Genomic DNA, 14,845 nt, shown 5'->3' on the forward strand with positions numbered 1-14,845 from the left:
AAAAGCATTGATTAAATCCTCGGATCAATGCTTTTTTTGTTGTAACATTATATTCCTAATTTATCAATATAGGCACTATAACATTTTTTAAATTACTCATTGTTTAGTATTCTTTCAAGAATAAAATCAGTTTCATTAATCAAATCTTCTTTTCTTAGTGTTATATATATATCAGGATAAATAGCATCATTAAACTGATTATTTTGAGATAATGGATTTTTCACGGGCATTGTAGCTACTTTATATATTATCTTTGAATTGGACAACATATAACTTTTAGAATTACCAAAAGAATGTACTTTTGTTCCTGTAGGCTCTCCTACTATAATACCTAATTTATTATATTTGTAAACAGCTGCTAATGCTGAAGATGAGCTAAATGTCTTCTTAGATATTAATATGTATGTATCTCCTATAAATAATAATTCTTCTTTTTTCTTATTAGTCATCATAATATAATTCAAATCCACATACGATTCAACATCATAATATTTAATTAAATCGGAGATAAAAAACGAATCTCCCCCTGGACTTTCTCTTAAATCCAGTATAACTTTGTTAATATTATTATCTTTTACTTGTGTAAAAAAAGCCTCTAAAAATTCTCTAGTTTCATCATTATGCTCTAGATAATACAAATACATAATAGCAGTACTATTTTCAGAATCAATAGTATAATAATTCTTAAATTCTTTAGATTTTCTTTCAATAACATCTAATTTAACTGATACTTTTTCCATTGTATTATTTTTACGATTTATCACCAAGTCTATTTGATTATTTTGATCTATTAACCCTAAATATTGTAAGTATTTTTTTTGTGGCAACAATTGTTCTATCCTATATTTAAGCCAACCTTTATTATCAGCAGGAATAATGTCTTTCATTTTATTCAATAAATCTTTACAATTATAGTTACCAATTTTAATTATTTTATCTCCTTTATGCAATATATCTGTAGATTTATTAATATATAAATCCTCACCAATCCATATTATATCTAAATCTAAGAAGTCACCATCATCTTGATAATAATCAATAGTAGTGTGGCCATCATTTAAATATGCAAGTGCTTTGCTTACAATAAAATAAAATTGATTTATTTTTTGTTTACTAGGCAGTTCTTTAATTAATTTATCAATAAATTTTACATACGATTTAATTTGGTCTGTTTCTTGCATAGAAGGATGATTAGCAATAATTGTTTCTTTTAGAGTCATTAAATCATTACTCATTTTATCTTTCTCTATGTAATTCTCATTATTAATAACTTTATACACTAATATCAAAATTATTATTGCTATAATTAATATACTGTATTTTCTCTTCATTTTTCCACCTATTTATTTACCAAACATATAAATATATTTTTTATAATTAAACACTAATTATCTCAAGAATATTTCAATTCATTAATGTCGTCAAAATTAATTGTATAATCACATATATCAAGCAAATCATTATTGTGTGATATAATAATAACTATCTTATTATTCTTAATTTTAATAAGTTGTTTTTTTAATAAAGATATGCTCTTATTATCCAATGCATTAGTAGGTTCATCTAGTAAAAGTATATCTAAATCTTTTAATATTGCTTGCAGAAGTGATAATTTTTGCTTTTCTCCACCTGAAATGATTGTGCCTTTTTCAATCAATTCATTGTTTTTAATAATCTTATTGATTATTCCACTGTCAATAAAATTACTAACAAAATTATTATTATCATATTTTAAAATATTATCAATTATTAAATCTTGATTTTGCTCACAAAAACTAACATTGTTTTTTCTAAACTCATATAAATCAATTGTAGATATATCTTTATTATTATAACATATATTACCTTCATAATCTTGTTCTATGCCTAACAAAACATCAAAAAATGTACTCTTACCTATACCATTCTTTCCTTTTATAACATAAATATTACCTTTTTTAAATCTAAGATTTAAATTATAAAATAATCTCTTTTCATTTATTTTCATTGATAAATTAATAACATCTATAGTATCAATGTTTTTAATTTTGGTATTTCCATTATGTAACTCAGGAATTTTCAAAATCTCTTTTAATCGTGTATATGAAACTTTGTAATCTTGATATCTTTTTAAATAACCAGTAAAAAAAGCTATAGTATCTAATAGTCTATTATAGTAATTATTAAATAATGTAAAATTTCCTATACTCATAGTACCATTAATTATTTCTACTCCTCCTATAATTATTATTACTATTAAACATACAAATCTAACAACTTGACATAAAGAATTATACAAAGTACTTACACTTACGTAATCCAGCATATTTTTTAAATTAGAATTGAATAATTCTTGATATTTATTAGTAAAACCAGTGAACAATGATTTTCTTAAAATGGAATTTTTATTATCTAAACTTTTATTTTGAAAAGAATAAAACTCATTCTCACTTTCTATGCTTACAAGATATTTTTTTGAGATTTTATCTTTAAAAATATAATGAACACATATATTTAATATACTTAATACGAGTAATATTAGTGTAATATTTCTATTTATCCTATATAGGTAGATAATTATTATAAATAACTTTATTAAATTTATAAACATTGTCATTGTATCATTAAACAAGAAATTAATTATTTGTTTAGTATCTTCATCAATTCTTTTTGTATAATATGAGGATTTGCCAGTATCAATAGCTCTTTTCGAGGTCCTAAAAAGATGAAGAAAAATATCTTTTTTTAAATTTACAGCTAATATATTATTTAATTTTGTAGAAACAATAGTTAAAATATAGTATAAAACAACTTGGAAAATCACTAATAACCCTATTAAAATAATATAATGTACAAAATCCCCTTTTTTATCCAACACCATAACTGTATCTATAAATTTTGATAATAAAATAGGTAATATTAATGAACTTATTTCTAGTATTGTATGTATAACAAATATATTAAAAATCTTCAACTTATTATTTGATACTATTTTTCTTATCATATCATTTCAACCTTCAGTTATTTTTTTATCGCACCAAGCATTATAGTATTTTAACAAAATAGTTTTTATAGATGCTGCATTTCTTGTGCATGCAGCACTATTATTATTATACATTCTAGCATGAGGACAACCGCCCAAACATAATGGTAAGAATTTACATTTATAACATTCATGAGGTATTTCCATATTTACAAATTTTATTAAATTTATTACATTGTTGTCTCCTTCTACAATATTACCAATTTTAAATTTAGTGAGGCCTACTTGTTCCCAACATTTAAACACGTCACCATTAGGATCAATAACAGCTGAATTAATACATTGTGCACCACAAGCAACAGATATTGGGCTTGGAAAAAATTTATTAACACTTTCTTTTGTTAAAAAACTATTGAATATATTAGTTTGAAAATTAGCAAAATCAATAAAATTCAAACAACCTTCATACCCATCATTTTTCTTATCTTCAACAGGTGCAACATAAATTTTTACTCTATCATTTGGTAATACAGAATGTAAATATGTTATTAATTGTGGAATTTCATTTTGATTATCTATATCAGTATTTATCCTCACAGCTATACTTATAATATTGCATGCATTTTTTATATTCTTTATAATTGTTTTAAAGCTATTAGATCCATCTATAGTTATTCGTCGATTATTATGAGTTTTTTCTAATCCATCAATAGTTACTTGTGCAAATGTAACTTTATATTCTAATAATGTCTTAGCCATTTCCTCAGTTAATAGTAATCCATTTGTTACTATATTAGCAGTATAATTTAGTTCTTTTTCGTTACACATACTTATAATTTTTTTACTCATTTTTTTAATTAAATCAATAGCTAATAGTGGTTCTCCACCATACCATGTGATACTAATATTTTTAATACCAGATATTATTTGCTTATCAATATGGTCAATAATTTTATCACTAACCTCTTTACTCATATATATATTATTCTTTTTTTCATAACAATATGGACAAGCCATATTACAATCTAATGTTAGTGCTATAGTATAATTATAACTTTTCTGCTGATATTTAGCTAAATTACTTTTAAATTTAATTAATTCAATTTCATCTAATTCATAATTCACAATAAACCCTTGCTCATAAAGCTTTCTTCCTATTTCATCCTCTCTAATATTAATATTTTTAGTATCAACATTATATAAATAATCTATGTATTTTTCATCTAATACAACATAAGAGCAATTAGATGAGTTGAAAAATAACTTCTTGCCATTTTCTATATTATCTATTTCTATATTAAATATAGATTGCTTATATCTCATATTATCATCCCTTTAATTATTTAATATTAATTTTTATAGTTTAAAATATTAGTCTTATTTCATTGAATAAGACTAATATTTTAAAATCACTAGAATTTTACACCAACACAGGTATCAACATTAGCAGGAACACAAACAGGTACATGTACGCATCCTTTATCACAATAGGTACAAGGGGGTGGTGTTGTATTCGTACAATTACTACAACCAGAATTTTCACAAATAATCATATAAGATATTGTTCCCGATTTAATCACATCCATACTTAAGCCTCCTCTCTTAGTGTATATTTAATATAGTGTATATTTAATCTATATGTACTATATCATATATTAATATAACTCATGTAGTATTATTTGTAAATTTATATCATATTTATCCAAAAAAAAAGCTATTTGTATTTTTTATTTGACATTAAAATACAATTATTATATAATTGAAAATATTATATTTAACACTAGGAGGTATTTATTTTGGACATTATTAAATCAGGAAATATATCTTATGTTATTGTTTGTGAAAATTCAGGACATTGTCCCAGTAATAATTATTGTAGCAATTGCGAAAATTGTACTAATTGCATACACTGTGTATATTGTGATAAAAGTTGTACACATGTACCTGTATGTATAGCGGTATTTCCTTTTTAATTTATTTATACATATTAACATCTAATATAGAATTTTAATTCCACACAATACAAAAATATATTTAATTATCAATAATAAAGAAGTATAAACTTTCTTACCAAGAGCATATAGCGTTTATTTAGATTTATTTAATAGTAATGATTTATTTATTGAACTCAACAATATTTTTCCTGTATCTAGTGGGAACGAATTGTCTTTGTAATACAAGATTTTTTCTCTCCTTAATTCCTATATGCTCAAAATAGCCTTTCCACATTTCTTGAAAATTTCTTTCTCTCTCTGAAATAGCTATATCTTCCTGATACTCAAAGTCTGTTATCATCCATTCTCTTTTATTATATATAACTGCTTTATTACGCTTTTTATCATGGATAATAAATTTCTCATTTTTCATTCGATCCGCAAAATGGTCAGCAAGTAATTCAATAACATCATTGTCAGGCGTTAACGGTGCATACAGCACATCTCCCACCTCTTGGAATCTTAACAAACCTAACAATCTATGCCTTTCCTTTGATACTTTGGAAGATAGGTTATGGACATTCAGAACATCTTTATGAGTATGGTCGTTGTCTATTTTATAACCCATCTTAAATCCTAATTCCAGATATTTTAATATATAGCAGTCTTTTTTGTAATCATCGGATAAAAAGGTATAATAGACGTTTTTCATAGCTTCATCGGATATCTTATTCCATATGGCATCATATACTTTACCTGCTTTTTTATCATCAGTAGCAATATTAACTTCTTGTTCTAATAGTTGTATTTCATATCTATTTTCATAATATATTCCATTAGCTTTTTCAGTATAATAATGTTCGTATACACAAGTTAAGAGTCCATTAAATGTTCCATCATGTAAATACACCATATTATCAATCCTTTATTAATTATTGCTATATATTAAATTTAACCATCTATTCCGATTTCAATAGGTTCAATATATTTTGACTTGTTATCATCCTAATAGAACATAAGAATGGCTGTCTCATAAAAATTGCTTAATTCTATTTGATGTATTTATATTTTCAAAGTAAGTTGTTCATAAGGTGGTAAAGGATTCAAGATGGTTTTAATAGTCTCTGGATCAAGATTTTTTTCTCCGTAATACTTTCCGTTGCATGTGACAAAAAATCTAGCTCTTTTCAATACCACTCCCATTTTTTTCAAATCTTCATAAGTAATTATTCTTACTTTTCTTTGTTTTAGTATTCTTCTAGCTGAAATCATTCCAATCCCAGGAATTCTTAATAATTCGTTTACCGATACTTTGTTTACTTCTTTTGGGAATTCACCAATATTTCTAAGTGCCCATATCATCTTAGGATCATAGTCCAAATCAAAATTGGGATTGCTGTTATCCAGTAATTCTTTTGCTTCAAATTTATAGAATCTCAATAGCCAATCTGCTTGATATAACCTGTGTTCCCTAAGCATTGGTGTTGTAGTTGCACTTATGGCAGGTAGGTTACCACCTTTATTGACAGGTACATATGCAGAAAAATATACTCTTTTTAACTTGAATCTTTTATATAATTGATCAGTTATGCTTAACATTGACAAATCACTTTCACTGGTAGCTCCTACAATCATCTGAGTAGATTGACCTGCTGGAACGAATTTTTTGGCATGTTTGTAACGAGCTACTTCGTAACTTGATTTATTTATCTCATCTTTTATTTGATTCATGGGTAAGAATAATTTCTTCATTGTTTTTTGAGGTGCTAATAATTTTAGTCCATCTTCTGTTGGTAATTCTATATTAACGCTCATCCTATCTGCAAGCTCTCCTGCTTGCTTAATAAGTATCTTATCTGCTCCTGGTATAGCTTTTACATGAATATAACCAGAAAATCCATAGTGATTTCTAAGTATAAGTAGAGTCTTGACAATCTTCTCCATTGTGTGATTAGGATTTTTTTCAACAGCTGAGCTTAAGAATAGACCTTCTATATAGTTTCTTCTATAAAATTCAATAGTAAGTTCAGCTACTTCTTCCGGTGTGAAACTAGCTCTTTGTACATCATTACTCAATCTATTAACACAGTATTCACAATCATATACGCAATAATTGCTAAGTAATATTTTTAATAAGGATACACATCTACCATCAGACGCCCAAGTATGACATATACCACTAGCTTGCGAACTTCCTATCTTACCTGTATTCTTTCGATTAACACCACTAGAAGCACATGAAACATCATACTTAGCTGCATCAGCTAATACTTGTAATTTTTCTATTATATTCTTCTTCATATAATCACCATCTATATTATATCAAAATTATGGCAGTAATGCAAACATATGTTCTGTCAAATAATCTGGTCTTTATGAATGTGAATAAATCAGTTTATTGAATGTAGGTCAAAAAAGTATTTATCGCTTTAATCATGAGTCACAATATTATTGATATATTCGTATACTTCTTCTGCTAACTTTTCTGATTCATTTTGATTGAAAGATATATAAGAACTTTTACCACTAATCTCAATATAACCATCTTTTGAAAAAGTCATTCTTCTAACTTTTTTAGTATCATTTATTAAATACGTAAAATTCATAAAATAAAATCCAGCTGTATCAGATGAATGGTAATCAGGGTTGAAAGTTTTATGATATTTTGTTTTCTTCATTATTTCCATGATATCTTGGAATTGTTCAATTGTCAGTTTAACATTACTATTATCCATACCACCATTAGGTTTATAATCAGTAACGTAAACACCACAATAATTAACTACAGTATTAGATGATATTGAAAGTATATCTTGTAGTTTTCTAGGTATGCTAAAGTTAATAATCTGTATTATAATTACTAGTGCAATAAGTATTAATATATATTTTTTATATTTCTTCATGTGACACCTCTTAATATATACTTATTGTTCCTTCAATAATAGCTGTTTTCTACTATACTTATTATACTTTACATACCTCATTATTTCTTCCTCCGTAAAGAAAGGATTATAACCTACAGGACCCAGCGGTATTATATAGGTTTCACCACCCATATTCTTATAAACCATATGATAGCATATATCATATACGTTGAATTTACGTTCATCATCTGGTTTTAGCACAGCCATATTTATAGAAATATTATTATCTAAAGTATTTACATCCATATCTATAATATCAGATAGTTGTTCTTGTAGATCAGCTTGAATATCTTTTACTAATATCTCTCCATCTATCTCATAACTGTTTTCTGACCTCTCCTTAGGTAAACCTACGTGACTTACTATAGGTATTAATCCTTGTGTTTCTTTCTTCTCACGATATAAAATAATTCGACCTAAATCAACCTCTTGCGTGGATGAATCTGTATAAGAGATGATAGCTCTATTCAATTCAACTTTTTCTAAGTCAAAAAATATATCATCTTTTGACACTGCTAATGGAAAATTTACTATTTTATGTGTATAGTAATTATAGTTATACTCATAGTATGGTTCAGCAAATAACTTTATATTAACTTCTGGAAAATATACGTTGCTGATATTTTTATTACTATTGTTATTATCAATATATTCTAGAAAAAATCTATCATAAAAATGCTCATAATATCCTTCATAGTAATGTTCTAAAAATATTGGTTCAGGAATTAATCTTCTATATGCAGTAAAAATATTAAAAGCTAATATTAAAACCACTATTCCAACAGCTAAATAGAAATATTTATGTTTCTTTATCTGTGTAAACAAACATATCACCTTACCCCAAATAATTATCTTCATTCTCAGTTTTTAACTGTCCATTAAAATATTTCCTGACAGTATTAATATTGACTGCCCAGACAATCATAGTTATTATCATTGCACAAGCACATATAAAATTCATCGTAATCGCTGTTCCTTCTGCTACATTGAGACTGAAAGTCATAACAAAACTTGCTATTAGCTGCACATATAGAAAAAAGTTACGACCACTTTTTATCTGCTCCACTAATTGGGCTTTCTCTTTTTCTAACAGTTTAATTACAGCTTCATACAAATAAAATCCTAATACTAATATTAGTAATTGTACTATGGTACCAATGGCTGTTGATAATATAGTGACTTCTGAATTTTGGCTCAAGAAGAAGAAAAAAGTAATAATACGTACAACTGCACATACTGAACCTACATAAGTTGCAATATGAAATTCCTTAATTTTTGTCTTATCATATAACTTTGATACAGCACTTGTAATAAGTATATATCCTACAACATTTGGCAAAATATCGATAAAACCAATGTTTATATTAATTAGTATGAACACTATCCCCCATACAATTGTTCCAAAATGTTTACCCATCCTATAATCCCCTTTTCTTAACAAGTTCTTTAACTAATTTATCTGTAAAATATGGTGAATACCTTATGTTATACAGACTCTGACTACCCTCATTACCATTTTCATCGGTAGAAAGCAATGTATATCTAATGTCATAAACATTGTACTTACAATCATTATCCAACATTTCAAAATTAGTATTAACACTTAAGGTATTATAGGCTTGGAATGGTAGTTGTAGTTCATCTACAGGATAACACACTATATCCTTTTGATTATTATGGTAATTATTCTCCATTTCCATAATCTTGTCTTTATCGGTCTCCTTTGATATATTTACTAAAGTATTGTCTAACTCATCATTAGTAACTAGATTCATTTTAACAAAATTATGTGTCTCTTCATAAAGCTCGGATGTAATATCGTTAATAATTATACTGTTATCAAGTTCAAACACTGTCTTAGAAAATCCTGTACTAGAAGAACTACTCATTGTACTATGCAAACCTTTTTCTTTATTGTTATTGATAATAATCTTCCCAATATCTATATTTTGTTCCAACCCATTATTATACGTAATGACTGCATCTTCTAAGATAATATTATCCATTTCCTCATATTCTTTTTGCTGATCTAAATTCAAGCGAGTATTAAGAACAGCTGTATTACTATTATAGTATTTTAAACTATTAGTATCTTGAAAGTTCTTATCATAAAAAGTAAGATCATATTTAGGGAAATAGATTCTATTGATTTTAATACTATCTCTTCTATTGGTTATGTAATTAATACTAAGATCAATTTCATCATGTAATGATACTTCTAAGTAATGCTCTAATACTATGGGTTCACTGATCTTGTGTACTTGTATATTTACAATATTAAGTATCAGACTAAATATACATGCTATGACTCCAAAAATCAGTATTTTCTTCTTATTTTTTTTCATCATCTTCCTTCTTTCTTTTCGTATTATTTCATATTAATCTCTTTTTATTTTCACCAGATCTGATATTAATTTTTCTGTGAAACATGGAATATGCCTTATATTCAGTAAATCTTCTTTACCCTCTGTTCCATTTTTATATGTATATTCTAAAGTATAACAAAGTTCATATATATTGAATTTCCTTTCATCTTCTGGTTTAACGTAGCTCCATACTTCCACATAATTAATTGCCTCATGTGGTAATGGTAATTCATTCATATGTGAAAAAATTCTATTCTCTTTTTCATCATGAATATCAACATTTTCTGCTGGAAAACCCATATTACTTATAGTCCTATCAACAAAATTCATATATACAAAATCATTAGTTTCATCATATAGTCTGGAAGTAATCTTATTTATTATAATACTATTATCCAGCTTAAAACATTCTATTGATTGTCCTGAGGTACTTACTCCTGACATAGTAGAATCTAAACTTCTTTCTCTATCAAGAGATAATATAATTTTCCCTATATCTACATTTTGAGTTAAACCATTATTATATGTAATGACTGCATCTTCCAAAACAACTACACCATTTTCATTAAATTTCAAGTCATCATACATGAGGTTAAGATTAACTATATTGACTCTATAGTATCTTGACTCATACTCCTGTCTATAATCAACGTAGCATAACAAATCTTGTTCTGGAAAATAGACATTCAACAATTTGCTTTTATCAGTCAAATTAGTAATAAAATAAAATGTCAGGTTCACATCTTTGTTTTCATACAATTTATCTTCAATATAATGTTCTAGAATAATAGGTTCTTCTAATTGTTGGGCTTTATAATAAAATATATTACAAATTAGGCTAATAATGATTAGCATTAAACTCACAAAACCAATTAATTTTCTATATCTTTGCACTACATATTCCCCTTTTATGAAATCTTTCTTGAAACTAACATTACATATAAATATCATTGTTTAATATTTTAACATTAATGTTATATAAATACTACCTAAATAGTTCTGTGGATATTTTTTCCACTAAAAATAAGGGCTAAATATAGACAAGCCCTTATTCTAATAATTTTATATTAAATTTATATTTATATAATATCAACAGCTCTTACTAACAATAACGAATCCCCAAGGCTCTACCATTTTGCAATCTTCATTACTAGATAAATCAATATTATAATTGGTATCGCCAATAACATTATCTATAGCTATACTCTCTTCACTACGATTAAGTATTACATAAGTTTCTTCATCATCATGGCATCTCTTAAATGCGTATACTCCACTATTTCTTTCTGCCATGATTGTTTTATAATCACCATATTTCAGTGTATCCTTGTTACGTCTTAACTTAATGATATCCTGATAGAAGCTGTATATCTCTGCTCCTTCTTCTTTATCCCAGCTCATTGGTCTTCTATACTCATGTTCTTTTATACCAACTAGACCTTTCTCGTCACCATAAAATACCATAGGTACACCTAAAAATGTCATTTGGAATATTACAGACAATTTAAATCGTTTCATATCTTCCTGACATATAGATAAAAATCTAGGTACATCATGGCTATCTAGTAGATTCAACTGTCCATGAACTATATTCTTATTATAACGCATGAGCATGGCTGTCACTCTACTATCAAATCCATAACTGTCTAATGTATCAACTGCAAAGAAATCTCGGCAATTTTTACGCATATCATAATTCATGGAAGAATCGAATTGATCTCCTAACAACCAATGCTGAGCAGACTCCCATACTTCACCTATGATAAAACAGTCTGGGTTAATTGATTTGGCAGTCTTACGGAATTCACGCCAGAAAGTATCATCTACCTCACTGGCTACATCTAGTCGCCATCCATCAATCCCATAACTCTCAGTCCAATACTTACACACATCTAAGAAATACTCGATTACCTCTTCATTAGATGTATTCATCTTAGGCATTTTACGCTCATAAGCAAAACAATCATATGTAGGTATGTCTTCTTGGCTATCCGGATATTCCACAGGGTATTTCAATCCATAAAACCAATCTTTATACTTAGAAGCTTCTCCTTTTTCCAATACATCTTCAAATGCAAAGAAATGCCAGCCACAATGATTGAATACTCCATCAATGATTACTCGTATATCGTTGTCATGACAAGCATCAACTAATTCCTTAAAATCTTCATTGGTACCAAAACATGGATCAATGTTATAGTAACCGATCAAGTCATATTTGTGCCACTCTCCAGCCACAAAGATTGGATTCATATAAATACAATTAACACCCAAATCTAAGAAATAAGGTATATTCTCCTTTATTCCTTTCAAAGTTCCTCCACGCATACTATAGGTAGTATGATGTGAAAACTTGGCTTCACCTTTTTTATTACTAATATACCCTTTAGCAGTAGCAAAACTATCAGGAAATATATTATAGACTACTGCATCTTGTACCCATGATGGAATAGTTGCAATATCCTCTCTTCTATTAAAAGGTAACTGATAGAATTCTGAACGCTCTATTGGCAGGGTATTCATGAACATATCATAATAATAATACTTACTTTCTACTCCATCACTTAATTCAAAATAGTAACATATACGTGTATATGGTGAGTGTAGAACAACTTCATAATAATCGTATAATTCATCTTGTGCAACTACCTTCATGGGTTCACTGTTAAAAATAACTGGATTTACACGGCAAGCTCTATCCCCATAGTGTAGTATGCAACTTTTTATATCATCCCTTGCTGTCCGTATTCTAAATACGACATTCTCTTCATCTATGCCATGAGCATAATTAGAAAGGGGTATATGCAATACTGCTTCATAATTCATCTGTATCCTCCTCTATAAATATTACTGAAAAATTATCCTTTTACACCACCTGCTGTAAGTCCAGAAACCATATTTCTCTGTATTACCAGAAAAATAATTAGTATAGGAATAGCTGTTAATAGTGATGCAGCCGAGAAAATAGGCCAATTACGTGTATACTGGGTTGCTTGAAGAGCATATAATCCAGCAGCTAAAGTATATTTTTCTGCACCTGTCATAAAAGTAACTGCGAATATGTATTCATTCCATACAAAGATAATAATCATAACCGCTGTAACTATAATTGATGGCTTAGCTAATGGCAGAATCAACTTAGTTACCAGCTGAAAATCATTAGCTCCGTCTATTTTACCCGCTTCTTCAATCTCTATAGGTATCGTATCAAAATAACCTTTCATGTTCCAAAGACCAAATATAGCCATGGTTCCCACATATATCAAGATCAATCCAAGATAAGAATTCACTAATTTCATAGGCATCAATATACGGTATATGGCAAACATGGATAAGATTGATGGAAAGGCATTAAGTATAATCAATATATACAAAATAGTTTTCCTTCCAATGAATCTAAATCTGGAAAAAGCATAGGCAGCTGGTATAGCTACCGCTAATGATATAGTAACTGTAGCCACAACCAATATTAATGTGTTTTTCAACCATAAGAGATATGGCTTGTTAAATAACACTGCTTTATAATTATCAAGTGTAAACTCCTTAGGTACAAAAGAAAAAGATCCACTCAATATATTGTTAGTACCATTCAGGGATACAGATAAAGTGTAAAGAATAGGTACAATGCATAATAGGCATGCAACAATAAAAAATAGATTGAGCAAACTCATCTTGATTCTATGTTTTGTTCTTCTATGCATCTACATCTCCTCCTTTTAATCTGCCTCGAATGGTCAACGAGAATATAATCAATATCATAAATATAATTATGGATATTGCTGAACTGTACCCATAATTGTTGGTAACAAAAGCTTTTTCATATGTATAAGTAATGATTGTATGAATATCCGCTCCTGTCTTAGAACCTTGTTGCTGTGTTAGCAGATAGATAATATCAAACTGCTTGAAAGTAGTAAATATAGTAATAACAACCGCTGGTGCAATAATAGGTCTTAACAGGGGTATTGTAATTTTTCTTGCCTTGCTGAAATAACCTGCACCCTCAATTGTTGCGCTTTCGTAGTATGCTTTATCAATACTTTGTAATGCTCCATCTATAATCATAATCATAAAAGGTAATGCCAACCACAGATTAACCATAACCGAAGAAGCAAAAGCTATATTATTACTGTTTAACCAGTGTACATTAGCAAAACCCAGCTTATTAAGCCAATGATTCAATAACCCGAATTCTGTATTAAACATTCCCATTTTCCATAAAAGAATAGATATGTACCCAGGCATTGCCCAAGGAAACATAAGTATGGTCTTGTACAACCCTTTTAATCTAAGACCTTCCACATTCAATAAACTTGCTATAATAAAAGCTATAACCATCTGTAATACCATGTTGACAATAGTCCATATAATCGTTCTACCAAAAGCAGTAAGGAATCCTGTATCTAGTACAAATAATGCTTTCATATAATTCTGAAATCCAATTACTTGAAAATCAAACCAATGATATACATTCATATTGGTAAGAGAGATATATCCAGTATAGAGGATAGGAAAAACAATCATAAGACCTATTAATGCCAAACCAGGAAAAGAATATATATATGGAATAATCTTCTTGTAACCTCTTTTTTTCATTTCTGCACACCTGCCTTAATGTCACTTATACTCATATTGGTATACAGAAGGGGGATACCCCTT

14 protein-coding genes are annotated in these 14,845 nt (G+C 27.8%); all 14 read right to left on the reverse strand.

Going from position 1 to position 14,845, the window contains the following annotated elements:
- Positions 1 to 92 precede the first annotated feature (92 nt).
- Positions 93 to 1,331, reverse strand: coding sequence for a S41 family peptidase (locus HYG85_RS09965; RefSeq protein ID WP_212693333.1), 1,239 nt, complete (start codon positions 1,329 to 1,331; stop codon positions 93 to 95).
- 62 nt (positions 1,332 to 1,393) lie between these two features.
- Positions 1,394 to 2,983 carry an ABC transporter transmembrane domain-containing protein gene (locus HYG85_RS09970; protein ID WP_212693334.1) on the reverse strand — a complete coding sequence of 530 codons (1,590 nt, stop codon included), beginning with the start codon at positions 2,981 to 2,983 and terminating at the stop codon, positions 1,394 to 1,396.
- A 6-nt stretch (positions 2,984 to 2,989) separates the two neighbouring features.
- On the reverse strand, positions 2,990 to 4,285 hold the full coding sequence (locus tag HYG85_RS09975) for a radical SAM/SPASM domain-containing protein (RefSeq protein WP_212693335.1): 1,296 nt from the start codon (positions 4,283 to 4,285) through the stop codon (positions 2,990 to 2,992).
- 89 nt (positions 4,286 to 4,374) lie between these two features.
- Positions 4,375 to 4,548 (reverse strand): hypothetical protein, encoded by a 174-nt coding sequence (locus HYG85_RS09980; protein ID WP_212693336.1) that lies wholly within the window; start codon positions 4,546 to 4,548, stop codon positions 4,375 to 4,377.
- A 529-nt stretch (positions 4,549 to 5,077) separates the two neighbouring features.
- Positions 5,078 to 5,809 carry a TIGR03915 family putative DNA repair protein gene (locus tag HYG85_RS09985; RefSeq protein WP_212693337.1) on the reverse strand — a complete coding sequence of 244 codons (732 nt, stop codon included), beginning with the start codon at positions 5,807 to 5,809 and terminating at the stop codon, positions 5,078 to 5,080.
- A gap of 149 nt (positions 5,810 to 5,958) precedes the next feature.
- Positions 5,959 to 7,197, reverse strand: a complete 1,239-nt coding sequence (locus HYG85_RS09990) for a putative DNA modification/repair radical SAM protein (protein WP_212693338.1) — start codon at positions 7,195 to 7,197, stop codon at positions 5,959 to 5,961.
- A gap of 128 nt (positions 7,198 to 7,325) precedes the next feature.
- Positions 7,326 to 7,799, reverse strand: a complete 474-nt coding sequence (locus tag HYG85_RS09995) for a hypothetical protein (protein ID WP_212693339.1) — start codon at positions 7,797 to 7,799, stop codon at positions 7,326 to 7,328.
- A 21-nt stretch (positions 7,800 to 7,820) separates the two neighbouring features.
- Positions 7,821 to 8,645 carry a hypothetical protein gene (locus HYG85_RS10000; protein WP_212693340.1) on the reverse strand — a complete coding sequence of 275 codons (825 nt, stop codon included), beginning with the start codon at positions 8,643 to 8,645 and terminating at the stop codon, positions 7,821 to 7,823.
- Positions 8,646 to 8,655: 10 nt separating this feature from the next.
- Positions 8,656 to 9,237 (reverse strand): hypothetical protein, encoded by a 582-nt coding sequence (locus tag HYG85_RS10005; protein ID WP_212693341.1) that lies wholly within the window; start codon positions 9,235 to 9,237, stop codon positions 8,656 to 8,658.
- Between the two features lies 1 nt (position 9,238).
- Entirely contained in the window at positions 9,239 to 10,165 is a 927-nt protein-coding gene (locus tag HYG85_RS10010; RefSeq protein WP_212693342.1) for a hypothetical protein, read from the reverse strand.
- A 33-nt stretch (positions 10,166 to 10,198) separates the two neighbouring features.
- Positions 10,199 to 11,080, reverse strand: coding sequence for a hypothetical protein (locus tag HYG85_RS10015; RefSeq protein WP_212693343.1), 882 nt, complete (start codon positions 11,078 to 11,080; stop codon positions 10,199 to 10,201).
- Positions 11,081 to 11,275: 195 nt separating this feature from the next.
- Positions 11,276 to 13,012 carry a glycoside hydrolase family 13 protein gene (locus HYG85_RS10020; protein WP_212693344.1) on the reverse strand — a complete coding sequence of 579 codons (1,737 nt, stop codon included), beginning with the start codon at positions 13,010 to 13,012 and terminating at the stop codon, positions 11,276 to 11,278.
- Positions 13,013 to 13,044: 32 nt separating this feature from the next.
- On the reverse strand, positions 13,045 to 13,887 hold the full coding sequence (locus HYG85_RS10025; RefSeq protein WP_113672838.1) for a sugar ABC transporter permease: 843 nt from the start codon (positions 13,885 to 13,887) through the stop codon (positions 13,045 to 13,047).
- The gene (locus HYG85_RS10030; RefSeq protein WP_113672839.1) at positions 13,880 to 14,782 is read right to left on the reverse strand and encodes a carbohydrate ABC transporter permease; all 903 of its coding nucleotides are present in this window, start codon (positions 14,780 to 14,782) and stop codon (positions 13,880 to 13,882) included. The genes HYG85_RS10025 and HYG85_RS10030 overlap by 8 nt, the downstream gene beginning before the upstream one ends.
- Between the last annotated feature and the right edge of the window lie 63 nt (positions 14,783 to 14,845).

Origin of the sequence: Vallitalea guaymasensis (genome assembly GCF_018141425.1) — a bacterium.
Lineage (GTDB): Bacteria > Bacillota > Clostridia > Lachnospirales > Vallitaleaceae > Vallitalea > Vallitalea guaymasensis.

Coding starts and splice junctions, on each gene's coding strand:
- HYG85_RS09965 (WP_212693333.1), bottom strand. CDS start 1,331: ATGAAGAGAAAATACAGTATATTAATTATAGCAATAATAATTTTGATA.
- HYG85_RS09970 (WP_212693334.1), bottom strand. CDS start 2,983: ATGATAAGAAAAATAGTATCAAATAATAAGTTGAAGATTTTTAATATA.
- HYG85_RS09975 (WP_212693335.1), bottom strand. CDS start 4,285: ATGAGATATAAGCAATCTATATTTAATATAGAAATAGATAATATAGAA.
- HYG85_RS09980 (WP_212693336.1), bottom strand. CDS start 4,548: ATGGATGTGATTAAATCGGGAACAATATCTTATATGATTATTTGTGAA.
- HYG85_RS09985 (WP_212693337.1), bottom strand. CDS start 5,809: ATGGTGTATTTACATGATGGAACATTTAATGGACTCTTAACTTGTGTA.
- HYG85_RS09990 (WP_212693338.1), bottom strand. CDS start 7,197: ATGAAGAAGAATATAATAGAAAAATTACAAGTATTAGCTGATGCAGCT.
- HYG85_RS09995 (WP_212693339.1), bottom strand. CDS start 7,799: ATGAAGAAATATAAAAAATATATATTAATACTTATTGCACTAGTAATT.
- HYG85_RS10005 (WP_212693341.1), bottom strand. CDS start 9,237: ATGGGTAAACATTTTGGAACAATTGTATGGGGGATAGTGTTCATACTA.
- HYG85_RS10010 (WP_212693342.1), bottom strand. CDS start 10,165: ATGAAAAAAAATAAGAAGAAAATACTGATTTTTGGAGTCATAGCATGT.
- HYG85_RS10020 (WP_212693344.1), bottom strand. CDS start 13,012: ATGAATTATGAAGCAGTATTGCATATACCCCTTTCTAATTATGCTCAT.
- HYG85_RS10025 (WP_113672838.1), bottom strand. CDS start 13,887: ATGCATAGAAGAACAAAACATAGAATCAAGATGAGTTTGCTCAATCTA.
- HYG85_RS10030 (WP_113672839.1), bottom strand. CDS start 14,782: ATGAAAAAAAGAGGTTACAAGAAGATTATTCCATATATATATTCTTTT.